Source organism: Sutcliffiella horikoshii (genome assembly GCF_044809035.1).
GTDB lineage: Bacteria > Bacillota > Bacilli > Bacillales > Bacillaceae_I > Sutcliffiella_A > Sutcliffiella_A horikoshii_G.
This window is the reverse complement of record NZ_CP085237.1, coordinates 2,536,471-2,555,265: the sequence shown is the minus strand read 5'-3', so window position 1 is coordinate 2,555,265 and position 18,795 is coordinate 2,536,471. Positions and strand designations below refer to the sequence as shown.

Here is an 18,795-nt window from a genome sequence, read left to right as displayed (position 1 = left end):
AAAACCCTCCTTTTTCTCATTTTACCGAAAAGGAGGGTTCTGCTACAAATCATTCATCTTTTAGGGCGTTTATCCATGTTTTTACATACACGTGATGAAGGGAATATTCCCTAAGCTTGTTACGGATTTCCCAAGCCTTTCCTACCAATACGATATTGTTTGGGCGGACATAGACCTTCAATTTGCTCCCTCCTAACCCTAGTATGGTAGAATGTATGAAGAAATGGATGACTACAGAACAAGGAGCGGTCGGCATGAATCATTTAAAAGAAAAAACTATACATAGTGAGAAATTATTTTCAGGAAAAATCATTGATTTATATTTAGAAGATGTGGAACTTCCAAACGGTAAAACAAGTAAGAGAGAGATTATTAAACACCCTGGTGCAGTGGCAGTAATTGCTGTTACAGAAGAGAATAAGATTATCATGGTTCGCCAATATCGAAAGGCTATGGAACGTACGTTGGTGGAGATTCCTGCGGGTAAACTAGAAAAAGGTGAGGAGCCAATCGTTACTGCAAAAAGAGAACTTCAGGAGGAAACTGGTTATACATGTGATGAGTTGGAACCATTGATTTCTTTCTATACTTCACCAGGTTTCGCAGATGAATTGGTACACTTATTCATTGCAAAGGGGTTGCGAAAAGACACGGAAGAACATCACTTAGATGAGGATGAATTTGTGGATTTAATGGAAGTATCGCTAGATGAGGCACTCGAACTTATACAAAAGAAAGAAATCTATGATGCGAAAACTGCTTATGCCGTGCAGTATTTGCAGTTGCAAACTTTGCTTCGAAAGTAGGGGACGGGCATGCAAGATTATTTTGTAGATTTACATATACATCTGGGCCGGACAGTCAGTGGCAAGCCGGTAAAAATCACAGCCTCCAATAAATTGACATTGGAGGCTGTTTTGGAAGAGGCCCGTTTTCGTAAAGGATTAGACATGGTCGGTGTCATTGATTGCCATGTGCCGGAAGTGCTTATCGGTCTTAGGAACCGTATTGCGACCGGTGAGTTGAAGGAGCTCGTAGATGGCGGTGTGCGCATGGGAGATATTTCATTGATCCTTGGTGCGGAAATTGAAATCTATGATGAGAACTGTCGGGGCTTAATTCATGTACTCTGTTATATGAAGACGGTGGAGAAGATGGTTGAGTTCTCAAACTGGCTAAGCATGCGAATGAAAAATGTGACTCTGTCGACTCAGCGTGTGTATGAGAATGCAGTGGAAGTTCAGCGTGAGGTAAAGAGGTTAGATGGATTATTCATCCCAGCCCATGTTTTTACACCTTTTAAAAGTATGTATGGCAAGGGTGTGAGAAAAAGTTTATCCGAAGTATTTGACCGAGACTTGATTGATGCAATAGAGCTTGGGTTAAGTGCGGATACATCTATGGCAGAGAAATTGGGCGAATTGGGGAAGTACGCTTTCCTTTCTAATTCCGATGCCCATTCAGTCGGCAAGATTGCGAGGGAGTACCAAAAGATACGCATGAAGGAACCGAGCTTTGAGGAGTTGCGCCTTGCATTAAAGGAAGTGGATGGGCGAGGAGTGGTTAGTAATTACGGATTGAGCCCGCAGCTAGGTAAGTATTATACGACAGTTTGTGAAAAGTGCTATTCTCCATTTATACAGGGGGAAGTTGATTGTACTAATTGCCAACATAGCAAATTTGTTAAAGGTGTGTTTGATCGGATTGAGGAGCTCGCTGATAACGAAGGGCCCTTGAGACAACGCCCGCCGTATATACATCAGGTCCCTTTGGACTTCATACCAGGTGTAGGGCCGAAAACTTTGATGAAGTTACGGGGAGTTTTTGGAACCGAGATGGGCATTCTGCATGAAGCAAGTCACGAAGAATTAGTGGAAGTTGTCGGGGAGAAGGTCGCGTCTCTGATTGTTGCTGCCAGAAGCGGAAGGTTGGCATTTAAAGCCGGCGGTGGGGGCAGGTTTGGTAAGGTAAGTGATGAATGAGGCGGTGTAATTTTAAATTGGGGAGATTGATATAAGGGTTCGTCTGGAGCACCAATGACGCCTTCGTAAGGGAAAAGTGCATAGCATGGTGGTCATAGAGTGGCAAAGACGCCCTCAGGCAGGGAAAAGTGCACAACACGGTCGTCACACAATTCACCCTGTTCATCAACCCAACCCAACCTAACCACACCTAACATAAATTTCTCCCCTAAAACAAGTCATACTTCTCCTCCTCTATCATACAATCTAGTAAGAGAGTGATAGGAGGAAGAGGGATGAAAAAACAGTCGCGGTTTAGTATTTTACTAGGGCATATAAAAGAACACTCCTCTCTATATCTGTTTATAGTGGTGCTTTTTTTTATGGGAGTGATATTCGGGGCCATTGTGGTCAATAGCATGAACTTTTCGCAAAAACAGGATCTGTTCGTTTATTTGAGCCGTTTCTTTGGACAGGTGGAAGAAGGACAGTTTGCAAGTTCGAAAGACATTTTCTTTCAAAGTTATTTTCATAATATTAAATATGTGCTTCTAATGTGGGTGCTTGGGATTTCTATTATCGGACTGCCGGTTATCCTAATCCTGCTGTTTTTAAAGGGGGTGGTAGTGGGATTCACTGTTGGATTTTTAGTGAATCAACTAAGCTGGAAAGGCTTCCTGTTTTCCTTCGTTGCCATTCTACCTCAGAATATGATAGCTATTCCAGCGTACATTATCATTGGTACCTTATCTGTGGCATTTTCCTTGAAAATGATCAGACAGCAATTTGTGAAAAGAATTCAAGAACCGTTTTTTCAGCAGTTTATGAAGTACACGGTTGCGATGGGATTCATCTGCTTGCTGCTCGTTGGTGCTTCCTTAATTGAAGCCCTAGCTTCACCGGTATTTATGAAGTCGGTCATATCCATTTTAGAATGAACATTATTTAATAATTATTATTTATGCTTATTTATAATCATTATTTTTTTCTTTGACAGTTTCCCGCGCTTTCGATAAAATGAAAAGGTAAAGCGAGGGAGGGAACGAATATGGAAAACAGGATAGATCGCATAAAAAAGCTACTGCACTCCGCAAGCTATAAGCTAACTCCTCAGCGAGAATCAACAGTTCGAGTCTTGCTGGAACATGAAGAGGACCATTTGAGCGCGGAAGATGTATACCTCCTCGTTAAAGAAAAGTCACCTGAAATTGGACTGGCTACTGTATATCGAACTTTGGAATTACTAACGGAACTGAAAATTGTCGATAAAATAAATTTTGGCGACGGAGTATCTCGCTATGACCTGCGTCAAGAAGGTGCAAAGCATTTCCATCATCACTTGGTTTGTATCGAGTGTGGAGCGGTAGATGAGATCCAAGACGATTTATTAGAAGATGTAGAAGCAATTGTAGAGCGTGATTGGAACTTCCAAATAAAAGATCACCGTTTGACTTTTCATGGAGTTTGCCATCGATGCCAAGATACCGAAAACCAAACTGAAGAAGAAAGTACATAAGCCTTTTCCGACAAACACGGAAAAGGTTTTTATTTTTGAATTTTTGATTCACAGGTATAATTCCGCTTTAATTTGTCATACCTTCTAATAAGACAAGTTTAATGTAATAACTTGCATAGTTGGAGGTTGGCTTTTATGAAGAATATCATAGATTCATGCTATAATACATTTAAAGTGTTTATTTTATTCACCGGTTGCACGGTTTTATTTTACTTTGGAATCATGTGGATTAATCAAGAATATCAGAATTATCACCGTTATGATGAGCCTGAGGGGGCGGCGGTGAAAGTGACAAAAATGATAGAAGAAAGGGATGAGGGCTGGTTGCAGCGCTTGGTGTTCTTTTATCATTACGGGGAGTAGAGGGTATTGCAGGATCATTTAAAAGATTTTATTCATTTTTTAGTAGTCGAAAAAGGATTGGCGTCTAATACTGTGATTTCCTACGAGCGAGATCTGAAATCTTATTTGCTCTATTTAAATAAGGTAGAGGAAATGTCGTCGTTGGATGCAGTAACACGTTCTACCATTATTCAGTTTTTGAAATTTCTCACTGAAAAAGGGAAATCGGCCAAAACAATTGCCAGACACATCGCCTCGATCCGCTCATTTCATCAATTTCTGCTACGGGAAAAGGTTACAAACCAAGATCCTACTGTACATATTGACCGTCCTAAACAAGAGCAAAAGCTTCCGCAGGTGATGTCATTGGAAGAAGTGCAGGCTTTGTTAGATTCACCTGATACTAGCAAAGTGTTCGGAATGCGCGATAAAGCGATGCTAGAGCTTCTATATGCAACAGGAATGCGCGTCTCTGAGCTAATATCGCTAAATCTTAGTGATGTCCATTTAACCATGGGGTTTGTTCGTTGTATTGGGAAAGGAAACAAAGAAAGAATTATTCCGCTTGGTTCCATGGCTCAAAGTGCCATCACCAATTATATAGAAGAAAGCCGGAGTCAACTGTTGAAAAAGAAAACAACCGATGCTTTATTTGTGAATCTTTATGGCAACCGTCTGACAAGGCAGGGCTTTTGGAAAATATTAAAAAAGTTGACGAAGGAAGCCAGTATTGAAAAAGAATTAACACCGCATACGTTGCGACATTCTTTCGCCACGCATTTGTTAGAAAACGGGGCAGATCTTCGTGCTGTTCAAGAAATGCTTGGACATGCCGACATTTCTACCACTCAAATATACACACATGTCACGAAAACCCGCATGAAAGATGTTTATTCCATGTTTCACCCAAGAGCATAATGATACTATTGATTGCGGGAACAGAAAAAGAGGCTGTTCGAACTATCTGAACAGTCTTTTTTTATCATTTTAATTGCAACTTTGAAAGCGCTTGTTTATACTGGTATCAGAGGTCAGACTTCTGACAAGTGGAAGTGTGTACTTGTATGACTATCCTATGTGAAAAAGGGGAAAATACAAGAGGTGAATTCAGATTGAAAGTTTATGGGAGGTTATGAAAATGAGTTCTTATACATATAAAAGAGTATTTCTAGTTGTAATGGATTCTGTTGGAATCGGCGAAGCGCCAGATGCTGAAAAATTTGGTGATAAAGGGGCTAATACATTAGGCCATATCGCAGAGCACATGAACGGGCTGAACATGCCGAATATGGCAAAGCTTGGGCTTAGTAATATTGAAGAAGTGAAAGGTGTTCCTAAAGCTGACAAACCCCTTGCATGTTATACAAAAATGGAAGAGGCTTCAAGCGGAAAAGACACCATGACAGGACATTGGGAGATCATGGGCTTGCGTATTGATACACCTTTCCGTGTATTCCCCGACGGATTTCCAGATGAGCTTATCAACGAACTAGAAGAGCGAACAAGCCGAAAGATCATCGGTAACATTCCTGCCAGCGGAACGGAAATTCTTGATCAACTTGGTCAAGAACACGTAGATACAGGGGCGTTGATTGTTTATACTTCTGCAGATTCTGTCCTTCAAATTGCAGCACATGAAGATGTTGTTCCTATCGAGGAACTATATGATATTTGTAAAATTGCGCGTGAATTAACATTAGACGAAAAGTACATGGTAGGCCGTATCATCGCTCGTCCTTTTGTTGGAGAAGCAGGTAACTGGAAGCGTACGTCCAACCGCCATGATTATGCATTAAAACCATTTGAGCGAACAGTTATGAATGAACTTAAAGACGGTGGGTATGATGTAATTTCCATTGGTAAGATATCCGATATCTATGATGGTGAAGGAGTGACAAAATCACTGCGCACTGTTTCTAACATGGACGGAATGGACAAATTGGTGGAAACAACAGCTATGAACTTTACAGGTATCAGTTTCTTGAACCTTGTTGATTTTGATGCTGTATTTGGTCATAGAAGAGATCCTGAGGGATATGGAAAAGCATTGGAAGAATATGATGCTCGCCTTCCTGAAGTATTTGCAAACTTAAACGAAGATGATCTTTTAATCATTACAGCCGACCATGGTAATGACCCAACAGCGCCTGGAACAGATCACACAAGAGAGTATGTACCGTTATTAGCATACTCCCCTAAACATAAAGAAGGTAAGCAGTTGGATATCCGTAAAACATTTGCCGATATTGGGGCTACGATTGCAGATAACTTTAATACAAAAATGCCTAAGCACGGAAAAAGCTTTTTACAAGATTTGAACTAGGAGGAATGATTAAATGAACTTAGAAGCTATTAAAAAATCAGCTGAATATATTAATGCAAAATTGTCAAAGAAACCAGAAATCGGCCTAATTCTTGGGTCTGGACTTGGTGTGTTAGCAGAAGAAATCCAAAACCCTGTAGTAATCCCTTACACAGAGATTCCCGAATTCCCTGTGTCTACTGTAGAAGGTCATGCAGGTCAACTTGTTATTGGTGAATTAGAAGGAAAAACTGTTATTGCCATGCAAGGACGCTTCCACTTTTATGAAGGGTATGCAATGGATAAAGTAACATTCCCAGTACGTGTAATGAAGTATTTGGGTGTGGAAAAATTGATTGTTACTAATGCTGCCGGAGGAGTGAACGAAAGCTTCGAAGCAGGTGATTTAATGATTCTTACTGATCACATCAACAATATGGGAACTAATCCGCTAATCGGACCAAATAACAATGAGCTTGGAGCTCGTTTCCCTGATATGTCTGAGCCATATTGCAAAGAACTTCGTAAATTGGCTAAAGACGTTGCAACAGAAATAGGCTTAAAGGTACAAGAGGGCGTTTATGTTGGGAACACAGGCCCTTCCTATGAAACACCTGCAGAAGTAAGAATGCTTCGAACGCTTGGAGGAGACGCAGTTGGTATGTCCACGGTTCCGGAAGTTATCATTGCCCGTCATAGCGGCATGAAAGTACTTGGAATCTCTTGCATCTCAAACATGGCAGCAGGAATCCTTGACCAGCCATTAACACATGATGAAGTAATGGAAACAACAGAAATGGTAAAAGCAAACTTCCTTCAATTTGTTAAAACAATTGTTAAAGGTATGTAATTAAGAGAATATATTAGCTGTTGATTGTAGCACAGGACGAAGACTCCGACGGGAGGTAGCGGTAGCTTGAGACCCCTGAAGCGTTGTGAGGAGGCTCAAGCATCGCCCCGTGGAAAGCGCAGTCCGGTGCGGAAATCAACACCGGTGTTTTATGGTATCTATTTTACAGAAAATAAGAGGTGTTTCGGAATGAGAATGGTAGACCTTATACAAAAGAAACGTGACGGAAAAGAACTAACGACAGACGAAATCCAATTCATCGTAAAAGGATTCACAGACGGATCCATTCCTGATTATCAAATGAGCGCTTTCTCCATGGCAATTTTCTTCCAAGGAATGAGTGACCAAGAACGTGCTGACTTAACAATGGCAATGGTACACTCTGGAGACACAATCGACCTATCTGCAATTGAAGGAATCAAGGTTGATAAGCACAGTACAGGCGGAGTTGGAGACACAACAACATTAGTGTTGGCACCACTTGTAGCGGCTGTTGGAGTTCCTGTTGCTAAAATGAGTGGCCGCGGTCTTGGTCACACTGGTGGAACAATCGATAAACTTGAATCTGTTCCAGGTTTCCACGTGGAAATCGACAATCAAGAATTCATCGACTATGTAAACAAAAATAAAGTTGCAGTTATCGGGCAAAGTGGTAACTTAACCCCGGCGGACAAGAAGCTTTATGCTTTACGTGATGTAACAGCAACTGTAAACAGCATTCCGTTAATTGCAAGCTCCATCATGAGTAAAAAGATTGCCGCTGGAGCAGACGCAATTGTACTGGATGTAAAAACTGGTGCTGGCGCATTCATGAAAGACTTGGATGAAGCAAAAAAACTCGCGAAAGCAATGGTTGATATCGGGAACAATGTTGGACGCAGAACAATGGCTGTAATCTCAGATATGAGCCAGCCACTTGGCTTTGCCATCGGTAATGCATTAGAAATTAAAGAGGCAATCGACACTTTGCGTGGAGAAGGTCCAAAAGATTTAGAGGAGCTATGCTTAGAACTAGGTAGCTACATGGTTCTTTTAGCAGAAAAAGCTTCTACATTGGAAGAAGCTCGCGGCATGTTAGAAGAAGTAATCCGTTCTGGAGCTGCAATTGAAACGTTAAAAACATTCTTGGAAGCACAAGGTGGAGACGCTTCTGTTGTAGATAATCCGGAGAAATTGCCTCAAGCAAAGCATGTGGTGGAGCTTGAAGCAAAAGAAGCTGGTGTAGTTTCTGAAATCGTGGCTGATTCTGTTGGTACAGCAGCTATGTTACTTGGTGCTGGTCGTGCGACAAAAGACTCTGAAATTGATCTTGCAGTAGGAATTGTTCTACGCAAAAAGATTGGTGATAAAGTAGAAGCAGGCGAATCCCTTGCCACAATCCACAGTAACCAAGAAGATCTTACAAAAGTAAAAGAAGCATTATATGAGAGCATTAAAGTGGTAAATGGTGACGTTAAGGTTCCGCCGCTTGTATATGATACGATTTCTGAATAAGATTGATTGCGTTAATAGCAGCCCTGCCATTTTGGTGGGGCTGTTTTTTGTGTCAAAGTCCATTTTATATACACCAGGAAATTATTAAATAATCGAATTGTGGAGACTGTCCTCATGCTAATTCTTCATCGCCATGGTGAAGACCTCAGTGACAAGGAAAAAGGAGGAGAGAGGTCCTCATGATCAGTATGAAGACCTCGGTGACAAAGAAAAAGGAGGAGAGAAGTCTTCATCGCCATGGTGAAGACCTCGGTAACAAGCAAAAAGGAGGAGAGAAGTCCTCATCGGCGTAATGAAGACCTCGGTGACAAGCAAATAAATCAAGAGAAGTCTTAATTCGACAGAAGATGAAGCGAAAAGGCAAGGTGGCCATTATTGCATCTTTGCAGTTTCCCGAGGTTAAGTACTTTTTTATTTTGATAAAATTATTTCCCTCCATTACCAAAACTTAGTATAAATTTAATCTTTTTGGAAAAAATGTGAAGTAGGAATATGAATGGAGGTCTAAGGATGAAAAAGTTTATTACCGCAATAATTGCAATTGCTTTTACTTTTTCCGCATTTAGTCCTGTTGCAGGGGCGGAAGAAAAAAGTGTTCAACTTACTGAAAATGCTAGATCTGCAATATTGATTGAACGCGACACGGGTCAAGTGTTGTATGAGAAAAACGGACACGAAAAATTGCCTCCGGCGAGTATGACGAAAATCATGACGATGCTCTTAATCATGGAAGCCATTGATAAAGGGGAACTAACGTGGGATGAAAAAATCAGGACGAGTGAATATGCAGCCTCTATGGGAGGATCGCAAATCTTTCTTGAACCTGGTGAAGAAATGACAACAGACGAAATGCTACGCGGTATTGCGATTGCTTCTGGAAATGATGCATCTGTTGCCATGGCAGAACGTATCGCAGGATCTGAAGCTGCATTCGTAGATAGAATGAATGCTAAAGCAAAAGATCTGGGCCTTGAAAATACCATGTTCCAAAACCCAACAGGCTTGCCGGCAAAGAATCATTATAGCACGGCCAATGACATGGCTGTGATGGCAAAAGAATTGTTGAAATATGAAGGCATAACCAAATATACAGGCCAATATGAAGACTATCTCCGACAAGATTCGGAAAAGAAATTCTGGTTGGTGAATACAAATAAGCTGGTCAGATTCTATCCTGGTGTGGATGGAGTGAAAACAGGATTCACACAAGAAGCAAAATATTGCTTAACCGCTACTGCGAAGAAAGACAATATGCGTGTGATCGCTGTTGTATTCGGTGCACCAACACCGAAAGATCGAAATGCTCAAATTACTAATATGCTGGATTTTGCATTCAGTCAATACAAAACCCATCCTATGTATGAAAGAAACGTAGCGGTAGGCAGAGTGGAAATAAGTAAAGGCTCTGAAAAAGAAGTAGATGCAGTTACGAGTGAACCTATTTCTGTTTTAACAAAAAAAGGTGAAAATACAGATGATGTGGAACAAGAAATCACTGTAGAAGAAAATGTGAAGGCTCCAGTTAAAAAGGGAGATAAAGTAGGTAAGATTGTTCTGAAAAAAGGCGGAAAGGTTCTTTCAGAAAGTGACCTTGTTGCTGCGAAAGACAGTATGGAAGCAAGTTGGTGGCAGCTTTTCAAGCGGTCTATGGGACACTTCTCCAAGCTTGGATGATTTCAAGTAGTTTCTAAAATATAACCTGTTTTTTTAGCGAATAAACACTAGTTTTGTCTTTAGGCAGGAAAACGGAAAAAGAATATAGAAATTGACTCACTGAACAAAGTTTCCACAAGGGGGAAAGTGCAGTGAGTCTTACCGTTGATTTGGAAGTAAAACAAAACGTTCTTTGCGTACGTTTGGCAGGAGAATTGGATCACCATACTGCTGAAAATTTACGTAATCAAGCAACAGCAATAATTGAAAAACATCAGATTACTCATATTATTTTAAATTTGGAACAGTTGTCTTTCATGGACAGCTCAGGGCTCGGTGTCATTTTGGGTCGTTATAAGCAAATTAAAAATAATGGTGGAGAAATGGTGGTTTGTTCTATTTCACCTGCTGTTAAACGTCTGTTTGAAATGTCCGGGCTATTTAAAATTATCCGTTTAGAGGAAAGTGAAGAAAACGCTCTGCAAAAATTGGGGGTGGCATAATGAAAAACCACATGAACCTTCAATTTTCAGCACTTAGTCAAAATGAATCGTTCGCAAGGGTGACGGTAGCTGCTTTCATCATGCAATTGGACCCAACCATGGATGAGTTGACTGAGATCAAGACAGTCGTATCAGAGGGAGTAACAAATGCAATCATTCATGGTTATAACAATGACCCTAATGCCACTGTATACATCTCTGTTGAACTAGAAGACGGAGCTGTCCATATCACCATCAAGGATGAAGGTATGGGAATTGAGGATGTAGAGGAAGCTAGACAGCCGTTATATACTACTAAGCCTGAGCTCGAGCGTTCTGGTATGGGGTTTACCATCATGGAAAACTTTATGGATTATGTAGAAATTCATTCATCAAGAGAAACTGGCACCTCAATCCGTATGACCAAGTATTTAGCTAAGAGCAAAGCGCTTTGTAATTAAGGAGCTAAGCCTATGGATGTTGAGGTCAAGAACCAAACACAAACATACCTAAAAGATCATGAAGTGAAAGAACTGATAAAAAGAAGTCAATCTGGGGAACAAGAGGCAAGGGATACGATTGTGCAAAAAAACATGCGTCTTGTCTGGTCTGTCGTTCAACGCTTCATGAACAGAGGCTATGAGCCAGACGACTTGTTCCAGATAGGCTGTATCGGCCTATTGAAATCAGTAGATAAGTTCGACCTGTCCTATGACGTAAAATTTTCCACTTACGCAGTGCCGATGATCATTGGAGAAATCCAACGCTTCATCAGGGATGATGGAAGTGTGAAGGTGAGCCGCTCGTTAAAGGAAGTCGCGAACAAAATCAGAAAAGCAAAAGATGAATTATCCAAAAGATACGGTAGAGTACCGACCATTAATGAAATAGCAGAATTCCTTGAGATTACGGCTGAAGAAGTGGTGCTTGCGCAAGAAGCAGCCCGCGCTCCTTCCTCTATCCATGAAACTGTCTATGAAAATGATGGAGACCCTATTACGCTCTTGGATCAGATTGCTGATCATTCCGAGCATCGCTGGTTCGATAAGATCGCTTTGAAAGAAGCCATTGAAGAGCTTGATGAGCGGGAGAAACTAATAGTGTATTTGCGCTACTATAAAGATCAAACTCAAACCGAAGTGGCACAGCGCTTAGGGATTTCCCAAGTACAGGTAAGTCGTTTGGAAAAGAAAATACTGCAACAAATGAAAGACCGTATGGATGAATGAATTCCGTGCGGTTTTTTTTGTTGAAGAAAACGTGGTAATTCTTGGTGTTCTTTTTTCCTTTGCATGGTAAATCTCCCACTAATCCATACTACATATACAATATCTTTTGGCAGGATGTGTTTGGAAGATGGATAAATCACTATATGTTCGCCTTCGTCATCGGATTCAAGCTCGTCCAAATCAAATGATAAAAATAGAAGATGTGGCACAGCTGATTGCAGATACGGAAACGTTGGATAAGATTCGGGACATTTCTATTCATCAAATAAACATGAGTGATAAATCCATCGTGGTGTTGGATGTTATGCGGATGATTAAAGAGATAAGGAAAGTAGACAGAGAATTAGATATTCAAACCTTTGGACCAGCGCAGACAATTGTGGAAGTGGTATATAAGAAAAAGCGATTCCGTCCAATGTTTTTTGTTGGGGTTTGGCTGCTACTTTTTCTAGGTGCTGCCTTGGCCATCATGAATTTCCATGAAGATGTAAGCATGCGGATTGTACACCAAAAGATTTTCAAAACCATCACCGGCCTTGAGGATGATAAACCGTTGCTTCTCCAGATCCCTTATTCCATTGGTTTAGGCTTAGGGATGATATTGTTTTTTAATCATGTTTTCCGTAAACGGATTAACGAAGAGCCTAGCCCTCTAGAAGTGGAAATGTTCAACTATCAACAGGATCTTGACCAATATGTCATTATGCATGAAAACAAGGAGAGCTCGAAAAAAATTGATGACGATTAATATTGTTTTTGTCGTATTTTTGGGTTTGGCAGGGGGACTTGCGGTTGGTTCAGGGTTTGTTGCGTTTCTGGCAGTGCTGGGCATTATTCCAAGGTTGACTCAGTTGACCAAGACGACAAAGTTTGTGTATGGCTATGAATGGGGGGTTATAGGGGGAGCATTGTTTGGGAGCTGGATAAGTTTAAACAGCGTTGCTTTTCATCTTCCTTCTATTTTGGCCATACCCATCGGGCTGTTTTGTGGCGTTTTTGTTGGGTTGCTTGCAGCAGCTTTGACGGAAGTATTGAATGTGTTGCCTATTTTGGCCAAAAGGATCGGAGTGGACGGACAAATGGCTATTCTTTTAATGGCCATCGTTTTCGGAAAGATAATTGGTTCTTTATATCATTGGTTAGTGTTTGTCAATCTATAGGGAGGCGCGATAATCATGAGTGCAAAGCTTAAGGATGATTATAAAAATAACATCAAGAAGTTCCAGCCTAAAACACCTTATGTAATAAATTGCGTGAAGGCTTTTCTTGTAGGAGGGCTAATTTGTTTAATTGGCCAAGGTATTCAAAATTTTTATATGACCATGTTTAATTTTAATGAAGAAAATGTGAGAAACCCTACTGTGGCTACCCTCGTTCTCATTTCCGCCCTGCTAACAGGCCTTGGCATATACGATAAACTTGGTCAATTTGCTGGCGCGGGTTCAGCGGTTCCTGTGACTGGTTTTGCAAATTCCATGACAAGTGCGGCAATGGAGCATCGGAGTGAAGGAATCGTACTTGGTGTTGCGACAAACATGTTTAAGCTTGCTGGAAGCGTCATTGTATTTGGAGTGGTGGCTGCCTATGTGGTAGGGATGATCAGGTATTTATTAAATATGAGTTTTACTGGTTAGGGGGTAAAGGTAGTGCGACTCACTGGAAAACAAAGTTGGGTATTTGAGAAGCCAATATATATAAGTTCAACTGGAACTGCTGTTGGACCAAAAGAAGCGGAAGGGCCACTTGGTTCTTTGTTTGATAAAACCTATGTTGAGCTTCACTGCGGGGAAGATAATTGGGAGCTTGCCGAAAGAAGGCTGATGGAGCAATCGGTAAATGCTTGTCTTGAAAAAGTAAATCTAAAATATTCAGATATTGATTTTTTCCTTGCTGGGGATCTCCTCAACCAGAATGTAACAGCCAATTATGTGGCACGGCATCATCAAATTCCGTTCCTGTGCATGTTTGGTGCTTGTTCGACCTCGATGGAAACATTGGCTGTAGGTGCAGCGCTTGTGGACGCTGGTTTTGCAAACAGGGTGCTTGCTTCCACAAGCAGTCATAATGCCACCGCAGAAAGACAGTTCCGCTATCCAACGGAATATGGTGGCCAAAAACCGGATTCCGCCACCTTTACTGTGACAGGCTCTGGAACAGCGCTTGTAAGCAAGGTGCCAAGCCCTATCCGTATTACGTCAGCGACCATTGGAAGGGTAATGGATCTTGGCATCACAGATCCATTTGACATGGGGTCTGCCATGGCACCTGCGGCGGCAGATACGATACAAGCCCATTTTCAAGATTTGGATGTGAACCCTGACACCTATGACCTGATTGTAACAGGCGACCTTTCGGGTGTCGGAAGTCCAATTTTGAAAGAGCTTTTAAAAGAAGAGGGCTATGATATTTCGGTGAAACACAGTGATTGCGGGTTGATGATTTTCAGGCCAGATCAAGAAGTTTTTGCAGGTGGAAGCGGCTGTGGATGTTGTGCGGTTGTTACGTATGCTCACCTGATCAATGAGTTGATGACTGGCATGATTAAGAAAGTGCTGGTAGTCGCAACGGGAGCCTTACTAAGTCCTACTATGATTCAACAGAAAGAATCAATTCCAACGATTGCGCATGGAGTGGTGTTAGAGAGGGTGGAACCATAATGGAATATCTAATAGCATTTGTGGTCGGCGGGCTGATTTGTGTTATTGGACAACTATTACTGGATTTTGCCAAACTGACGCCGGCACATGTGATGAGTACATTTGTAGTAGCAGGGGCGATCCTGGACGGATTTGGGATATATGATAAGCTGATTGATTTTGCGGGTGCAGGTGCAACCGTGCCAATTACAAGCTTCGGTCATTCCTTGTTGCATGGTGCTATGCACCAGTCAGAGAAACATGGCTTTATCGGAATCGGAATGGGGATTTTCGAATTAACCTCTGCGGGAATTTCAGCTGCCATTCTGTTCGCTTTTATTGTCGCACTTATCTTTAAGCCGAAAGGGTAGATCGATGTGATTACAAAACGGGTCATCTTAATTACAGATGGAGATGTATACGCCAAGAAGACGATACAGCTTGTTGCCGCACACTATGGCGGCAGATGTATTTCTGCTTCCTTTGGCAATCCTACCCTGTTAAGCGGGGAGGAATTAGTGAAGCTGATTTTGCAGGCGAAAAGTGAACCCGTATTTGTAATGTTCGATGATAGCGGTTTTCTGGGAGAAGGTGCCGGCGAGCGGGCGCTTCGATACGTAGCCACTCATCAACAAATTGAAGTGCTTGGTGTCATTGCGGTTGCTTCTAAGACACATCAATCAGAATGGACAAGAGTGCACGTGACTGTTGACCGTGATCTACAAGTCTCCTCCCATGGAGTTGATAAAAGTGGAATACAGGAAATGGAAATTGGAAGAATAAATGGAGACACCGTTTATTGTTTAGATGAATTGCATTTTCCGCTTATTGTCGGAATTGGCGATATAGGCAAGATGGCAAGAAGAGATGATGTTAAACGAGGAGCTCCCATTACCAGCAAAGCGGTCGAAATCATTTTAGAGAGGAATGGGTATGATGTCTCACAATGGAATGGAAAAAATACCGATATCACCGAAACTGACGAATAATGAGAAATTTTTTAAAGACGAGGTAGGACTAGATGTCAGTTTTGACCTTGGCGTGAGGAAGTTCACCATCCTTGGCAAAGAGTTGAACCTCTATTATGTAAACGGCCTTTGTGACACGATGTTTATCATTGAACTTATGGAAGAATTGCTTCATATCAATGACTTTGAAAAGAAGACATACAAGGTGAAAGAGATTGTTCATAATCGTTTGGTAAATCAGCAAGTGAACAATATTGAGTATATGGATGAAGTGGTCGACCAAGTGCTCAGCGGACTGGTCGTCATCTTGCTTGAAGGCGAAAACAGCGGTTTTGTCATCGATACACGTGCATATCCAGGGCGTACTCCGGAAGAGCCTGATACCGAGAAGGTAGTAAGGGGAGCAAGGGATGGCTACGTAGAAAATATTATTGTCAACACTGCACTCACGCGTAGAAGAATTAGAGATGAAAGACTGCGTTACGAGATTTTTCAAGTGGGCGAACGATCTAAAACGGATATTTGTCTTGCTTACATAAAAGATGTAGCCGATCCTGATCTGGTTGATATAGTTCGTAAAGAAACAAAAAATATCGATATCGATGGGCTGACCATGGCGGATAAAACAGTAGAAGAATTTATTGTGAAACAGGGCTATAATCCTTACCCTCTCGTACGTTACACCGAAAGACCTGATGTTGCTGCCACTCACCTGTTGGAAGGTCATGTCATTGTGATGGTAGATACGTCTCCAAGTGTCATCATTACCCCAACCACATTCTTCCACCATGTGCAGCATGTAGAAGAATACCGGCAATCCCCAGCAGTAGGTACGTTCGTCCGTTGGGTTCGCTTTTGCGGTATCTTTGCTTCTTTGTTCCTGCTGCCACTATGGTTTTTAATGATTCTGGAACCGAGTTTGCTTCCGGAACAGATAAGCTTTATCGGGCCAAATGAAGAATCTAATATACCTGTTGTCTTTCAAATCTTTCTTGCAGATATAGGGGTGGAGTTCCTGAGGTTGGCAGCAATACACACACCTACCGCCCTTTCTACTGCGATGGGGTTAATTGCCGCTGTATTAATTGGGCAAATTGCGATAGACGTTGGGCTATTCGTTCCAGAGGTTATTTTGTATGTAGCGGTAGCGGCTATCGGGTCATTTACAACACCGAGTTATGAGCTTAGTGTAGCAAATAAAATAATGCGGTTGCTGCTTTTAGCTCTGGTTGCATTTTTCCATGTGCCAGGCTTGGTTGTCGGAGTGACGTTATTAATTTTATTCCTGGCTGGAACACGTTCATTAAATACTCCATACCTATGGCCGTTCATTCCATTCAGTCCAAAAGCATTGTTTATGATACTCGTAAGAAGAAGTACGCCGGGTGCGAAAATCCGTCCGAGTATTGTACATCCAAGAAATCGATTTAGACAACCACAATAACAAACTAGTAAGAATATTCGCTTGATAGAGGCATTCATGTGTGGTAAAGTTTAGTTTAATCAAGTACAGAATGAAAGAGTTTTGAGGCAGCTAAAGATTCTGTTTAGCTGTTTTTTGCTTAAATTTTTTTATCAGGGCTAGAGCACATCCACATCACTCTATTAGAGAATATGGTATTAAATAGGGTTACATATAAACTAACTGCGCGAGGGGAAACGGCATATGTATTTTCATGGAACTAGTAAAGTAAACACCAAAGGACACCTGGAAATAGGAGGAGTGGACACGATTGAGCTTGCGGCCGATTATGGCACTCCACTATACGTATATGATGTAGCATTGATTCGAGAGCGTGCACGCGATTTTCAGACCACGTTTAAAAATCTTGGTGTAAAGGCGCAAGTCGCATACGCAAGTAAAGCATTTTCTTCTGTTGCTATGTTTCAGCTTATAAAAGAGGAGGGTTTATCTCTTGATGTTGTATCTGGTGGTGAACTATATACGGCACTCGTAGCGGACTTCCCAGTAGATCGCATCCATTTTCACGGCAATAACAAAAGCGTGGAAGAACTTGAAATGGCTGTGGAAAAGAAAATTGGTTGCGTCGTTGTAGACAATTTTTTAGAATTAACATTGCTTCAGGACATTTGTGCAAAGCATGAATATACGATGCCGATCTTGCTTCGTGTCACACCGGGAATTAATGCTCATACGCATGATTATATATTGACAGGACAAGAAGATTCCAAATTTGGATTTGATCTACAAAGCGGCCAGGCGTATAAAGCGATGAAAATTGCTTCCGGTGCCTCTCACTTGGACTTGCTCGGTATCCATTGTCATATTGGTTCTCAAATCTTTGAAACAACAGGATTTAAACTTGCTGCAGGCAAACTTTTTGATACATTAAAAGAGTGGAATGAACAAGAAGGTTTTGAAGCACGCGTAGTGAACCTTGGCGGCGGATTCGGAATTCGCTACACAGAAGAAGACAATCCTCTTCCTGCTTCTGTTTATGTGGAAGAAATTATCACAGACGTTCAAACGTTTGTAAAAGATCATAATTTGAAGATGCCTGAGATTTGGATCGAGCCAGGCCGTTCACTTGTTGGAGATGCTGGCACTACGATTTATTCTGTTGGGTCGAAGAAAGAGATCCCTAATATTAGGCATTATTTAGCGATTGATGGTGGTATGACAGATAATATCCGTCCAGCATTGTATCAGGCAAAATATGAAGCCGTTCTGGCAAACAGAGTGCTAGATGAAGCTGACGACATGGTGTCCATAGCAGGAAAATGCTGTGAATCAGGAGACATGTTAATTTGGGACCTTCCATTACCAAAAGCTAATCACGAAGATTATCTTGCGGTATTCTGCACCGGAGCATATGGATATGCAATGGCAAACAATTATAACCGAATCACCAAACCAGCTGTTGTTTTTGTGGAAGAAGGGGAAGCCCAACTAGTCATCCGCCGAGAAACATTCGAAGACCTGGTAAGACTGGATCTGCCTTTTCAAGCGAAAACCAAGCTTACAAAATAAATCCAATCATTCAAAAGCTCACCCTATTTTCTAAAGGGCGGGCTTTTTTTAATAAATTGTTGATTTTCGTTCCAGGAGCTTCGCTTGCCTGCGGGCGTCTCCGCGTCTTTCACTGCAATCAACAGAGTTACTTCATTCACCTAAAAAGCAAGTAGTTATTTGACCTCAACCTGAAAATCCATTAACGCTAATTTAATGCAATTTCTAGCTGTGGATTGGAGCAAATGGCGAAGACTCCTCGAAAATGCTACGCATTTTCTTCGTGCGAAGTATCGCTGTCGAAGCCTTCCTTGTCCTACGGGGAAGTAGCGGCAATGTAGAGACCCCGCGGGCTTGCCGAGGAGGCTCAAGGTCGCCCCGTGGAAAGCGC

Annotated in this window: 22 protein-coding genes; 21 read left to right on the top strand and 1 reads right to left on the bottom strand. The window is 41.6% G+C overall.

The genetic code is table 11. The features are described from left to right. Positions 1-49 precede the first annotated feature (49 nt). Positions 50-181 carry a Z-ring formation inhibitor MciZ gene (gene mciZ / locus LG307_RS13285; protein ID WP_010194366.1) on the bottom strand — a complete coding sequence of 44 codons (132 nt, stop codon included), beginning with the start codon at positions 179-181 and terminating at the stop codon, positions 50-52. 73 nt (positions 182-254) lie between these two features. On the opposite strand from mciZ, the gene LG307_RS13280 reads away from it, so the two are divergent. The 21 genes from LG307_RS13280 to lysA all read left to right on the top strand — a co-directional run bounded on the left by LG307_RS13280 (position 255) and on the right by lysA (position 18,425). Then, positions 255-806 carry an NUDIX hydrolase gene (locus LG307_RS13280; RefSeq protein ID WP_404450453.1) on the top strand — a complete coding sequence of 184 codons (552 nt, stop codon included), beginning with the start codon at positions 255-257 and terminating at the stop codon, positions 804-806. Between the two features lie 9 nt (positions 807-815). Continuing rightward, positions 816-1,982 (top strand): endonuclease Q family protein, encoded by a 1,167-nt coding sequence (locus LG307_RS13275; RefSeq protein ID WP_404442688.1) that lies wholly within the window; start codon positions 816-818, stop codon positions 1,980-1,982. Between the two features lie 275 nt (positions 1,983-2,257). After that, entirely contained in the window at positions 2,258-2,899 is a 642-nt protein-coding gene (spoIIM, locus tag LG307_RS13270) for a stage II sporulation protein M (protein WP_404442685.1), read from the top strand. 110 nt (positions 2,900-3,009) lie between these two features. Further along, positions 3,010-3,477 (top strand): Fur family transcriptional regulator, encoded by a 468-nt coding sequence (locus LG307_RS13265; RefSeq protein ID WP_404442682.1) that lies wholly within the window; start codon positions 3,010-3,012, stop codon positions 3,475-3,477. A 135-nt stretch (positions 3,478-3,612) separates the two neighbouring features. Continuing rightward, on the top strand, positions 3,613-3,840 hold the full coding sequence (locus tag LG307_RS13260) for a YqzK family protein (protein ID WP_404442679.1): 228 nt from the start codon (positions 3,613-3,615) through the stop codon (positions 3,838-3,840). A gap of 6 nt (positions 3,841-3,846) precedes the next feature. Beyond that, entirely contained in the window at positions 3,847-4,737 is an 891-nt protein-coding gene (xerD, locus tag LG307_RS13255) for a site-specific tyrosine recombinase XerD (RefSeq protein ID WP_404442676.1), read from the top strand. Between the two features lie 220 nt (positions 4,738-4,957). Beyond that, positions 4,958-6,142 (top strand): phosphopentomutase, encoded by a 1,185-nt coding sequence (gene deoB / locus LG307_RS13250; RefSeq protein ID WP_404442673.1) that lies wholly within the window; start codon positions 4,958-4,960, stop codon positions 6,140-6,142. A 13-nt stretch (positions 6,143-6,155) separates the two neighbouring features. Continuing rightward, on the top strand, positions 6,156-6,971 hold the full coding sequence (locus tag LG307_RS13245; protein WP_404442670.1) for a purine-nucleoside phosphorylase: 816 nt from the start codon (positions 6,156-6,158) through the stop codon (positions 6,969-6,971). Positions 6,972-7,160: 189 nt separating this feature from the next. Then, entirely contained in the window at positions 7,161-8,465 is a 1,305-nt protein-coding gene (locus LG307_RS13240; RefSeq protein ID WP_404442668.1) for a pyrimidine-nucleoside phosphorylase, read from the top strand. Positions 8,466-8,975: 510 nt separating this feature from the next. Continuing rightward, positions 8,976-10,139, top strand: coding sequence for a D-alanyl-D-alanine carboxypeptidase family protein (locus LG307_RS13235; RefSeq protein WP_404442665.1), 1,164 nt, complete (start codon positions 8,976-8,978; stop codon positions 10,137-10,139). Positions 10,140-10,270: 131 nt separating this feature from the next. Next, positions 10,271-10,621, top strand: coding sequence for an anti-sigma F factor antagonist (gene spoIIAA / locus LG307_RS13230; protein ID WP_060667032.1), 351 nt, complete (start codon positions 10,271-10,273; stop codon positions 10,619-10,621). Continuing rightward, positions 10,621-11,061: an anti-sigma F factor gene (gene spoIIAB, locus LG307_RS13225; protein WP_404442662.1), complete on the top strand. Its 441-nt coding sequence runs from the start codon at positions 10,621-10,623 to the stop codon at positions 11,059-11,061. Before spoIIAA ends, spoIIAB begins: the two co-directional genes overlap by 1 nt. A gap of 12 nt (positions 11,062-11,073) precedes the next feature. After that, complete coding sequence (gene sigF, locus LG307_RS13220; protein ID WP_010194391.1) at positions 11,074-11,829, top strand: RNA polymerase sporulation sigma factor SigF; 756 nt, start codon at positions 11,074-11,076, stop codon at positions 11,827-11,829. A 127-nt stretch (positions 11,830-11,956) separates the two neighbouring features. Further along, positions 11,957-12,577, top strand: a complete 621-nt coding sequence (locus tag LG307_RS13215) for a stage V sporulation protein AA (RefSeq protein ID WP_404442660.1) — start codon at positions 11,957-11,959, stop codon at positions 12,575-12,577. After that, a complete protein-coding gene (locus LG307_RS13210) occupies positions 12,567-12,989 on the top strand; it encodes a stage V sporulation protein AB (RefSeq protein ID WP_088018611.1) in 423 nt (140 codons plus the stop codon). The genes LG307_RS13215 and LG307_RS13210 overlap by 11 nt, the downstream gene beginning before the upstream one ends. A 15-nt stretch (positions 12,990-13,004) precedes the next feature. Then, on the top strand, positions 13,005-13,463 hold the full coding sequence (spoVAC, locus tag LG307_RS13205; protein ID WP_404442657.1) for a stage V sporulation protein AC: 459 nt from the start codon (positions 13,005-13,007) through the stop codon (positions 13,461-13,463). A 12-nt stretch (positions 13,464-13,475) separates the two neighbouring features. After that, complete coding sequence (gene spoVAD / locus LG307_RS13200; protein WP_404442655.1) at positions 13,476-14,486, top strand: stage V sporulation protein AD; 1,011 nt, start codon at positions 13,476-13,478, stop codon at positions 14,484-14,486. Continuing rightward, complete coding sequence (gene spoVAE / locus LG307_RS13195) at positions 14,486-14,836, top strand: stage V sporulation protein AE (protein ID WP_404442652.1); 351 nt, start codon at positions 14,486-14,488, stop codon at positions 14,834-14,836. Before spoVAD ends, spoVAE begins: the two co-directional genes overlap by 1 nt. Further along, entirely contained in the window at positions 14,837-15,454 is a 618-nt protein-coding gene (locus LG307_RS13190) for a stage V sporulation protein AE (protein WP_404450452.1), read from the top strand. After that, on the top strand, positions 15,402-16,877 hold the full coding sequence (locus LG307_RS13185) for a spore germination protein (protein WP_404450451.1): 1,476 nt from the start codon (positions 15,402-15,404) through the stop codon (positions 16,875-16,877). The genes LG307_RS13190 and LG307_RS13185 overlap by 53 nt, the downstream gene beginning before the upstream one ends. A gap of 222 nt (positions 16,878-17,099) precedes the next feature. Further along, entirely contained in the window at positions 17,100-18,425 is a 1,326-nt protein-coding gene (gene lysA / locus LG307_RS13180; protein ID WP_404442649.1) for a diaminopimelate decarboxylase, read from the top strand. Positions 18,426-18,795: the final 370 nt, after the last annotated feature.

What these genes read in the sequence shown, in the direction of transcription:
- LG307_RS13245 (WP_404442670.1), top strand. Translation starts at nt 6,156, where the DNA reads ATGAACTTAGAAGCTATTAAAAAATCAGCTGAATATATTAATGCAAAA.
- LG307_RS13275 (WP_404442688.1), top strand. Translation starts at nt 816, where the DNA reads ATGCAAGATTATTTTGTAGATTTACATATACATCTGGGCCGGACAGTC.
- LG307_RS13240 (WP_404442668.1), top strand. Translation starts at nt 7,161, where the DNA reads ATGAGAATGGTAGACCTTATACAAAAGAAACGTGACGGAAAAGAACTA.
- LG307_RS13215 (WP_404442660.1), top strand. Translation starts at nt 11,957, where the DNA reads ATGGATAAATCACTATATGTTCGCCTTCGTCATCGGATTCAAGCTCGT.
- sigF (WP_010194391.1), top strand. Translation starts at nt 11,074, where the DNA reads ATGGATGTTGAGGTCAAGAACCAAACACAAACATACCTAAAAGATCAT.
- spoIIAB (WP_404442662.1), top strand. Translation starts at nt 10,621, where the DNA reads ATGAAAAACCACATGAACCTTCAATTTTCAGCACTTAGTCAAAATGAA.
- LG307_RS13260 (WP_404442679.1), top strand. Translation starts at nt 3,613, where the DNA reads ATGAAGAATATCATAGATTCATGCTATAATACATTTAAAGTGTTTATT.
- spoVAC (WP_404442657.1), top strand. Translation starts at nt 13,005, where the DNA reads ATGAGTGCAAAGCTTAAGGATGATTATAAAAATAACATCAAGAAGTTC.
- LG307_RS13185 (WP_404450451.1), top strand. Translation starts at nt 15,402, where the DNA reads ATGTCTCACAATGGAATGGAAAAAATACCGATATCACCGAAACTGACG.
- lysA (WP_404442649.1), top strand. Translation starts at nt 17,100, where the DNA reads ATGTATTTTCATGGAACTAGTAAAGTAAACACCAAAGGACACCTGGAA.
- spoIIM (WP_404442685.1), top strand. Translation starts at nt 2,258, where the DNA reads ATGAAAAAACAGTCGCGGTTTAGTATTTTACTAGGGCATATAAAAGAA.
- LG307_RS13280 (WP_404450453.1), top strand. Translation starts at nt 255, where the DNA reads ATGAATCATTTAAAAGAAAAAACTATACATAGTGAGAAATTATTTTCA.
- LG307_RS13265 (WP_404442682.1), top strand. Translation starts at nt 3,010, where the DNA reads ATGGAAAACAGGATAGATCGCATAAAAAAGCTACTGCACTCCGCAAGC.
- LG307_RS13210 (WP_088018611.1), top strand. Translation starts at nt 12,567, where the DNA reads ATGACGATTAATATTGTTTTTGTCGTATTTTTGGGTTTGGCAGGGGGA.
- LG307_RS13235 (WP_404442665.1), top strand. Translation starts at nt 8,976, where the DNA reads ATGAAAAAGTTTATTACCGCAATAATTGCAATTGCTTTTACTTTTTCC.
- deoB (WP_404442673.1), top strand. Translation starts at nt 4,958, where the DNA reads ATGAGTTCTTATACATATAAAAGAGTATTTCTAGTTGTAATGGATTCT.
- spoVAE (WP_404442652.1), top strand. Translation starts at nt 14,486, where the DNA reads ATGGAATATCTAATAGCATTTGTGGTCGGCGGGCTGATTTGTGTTATT.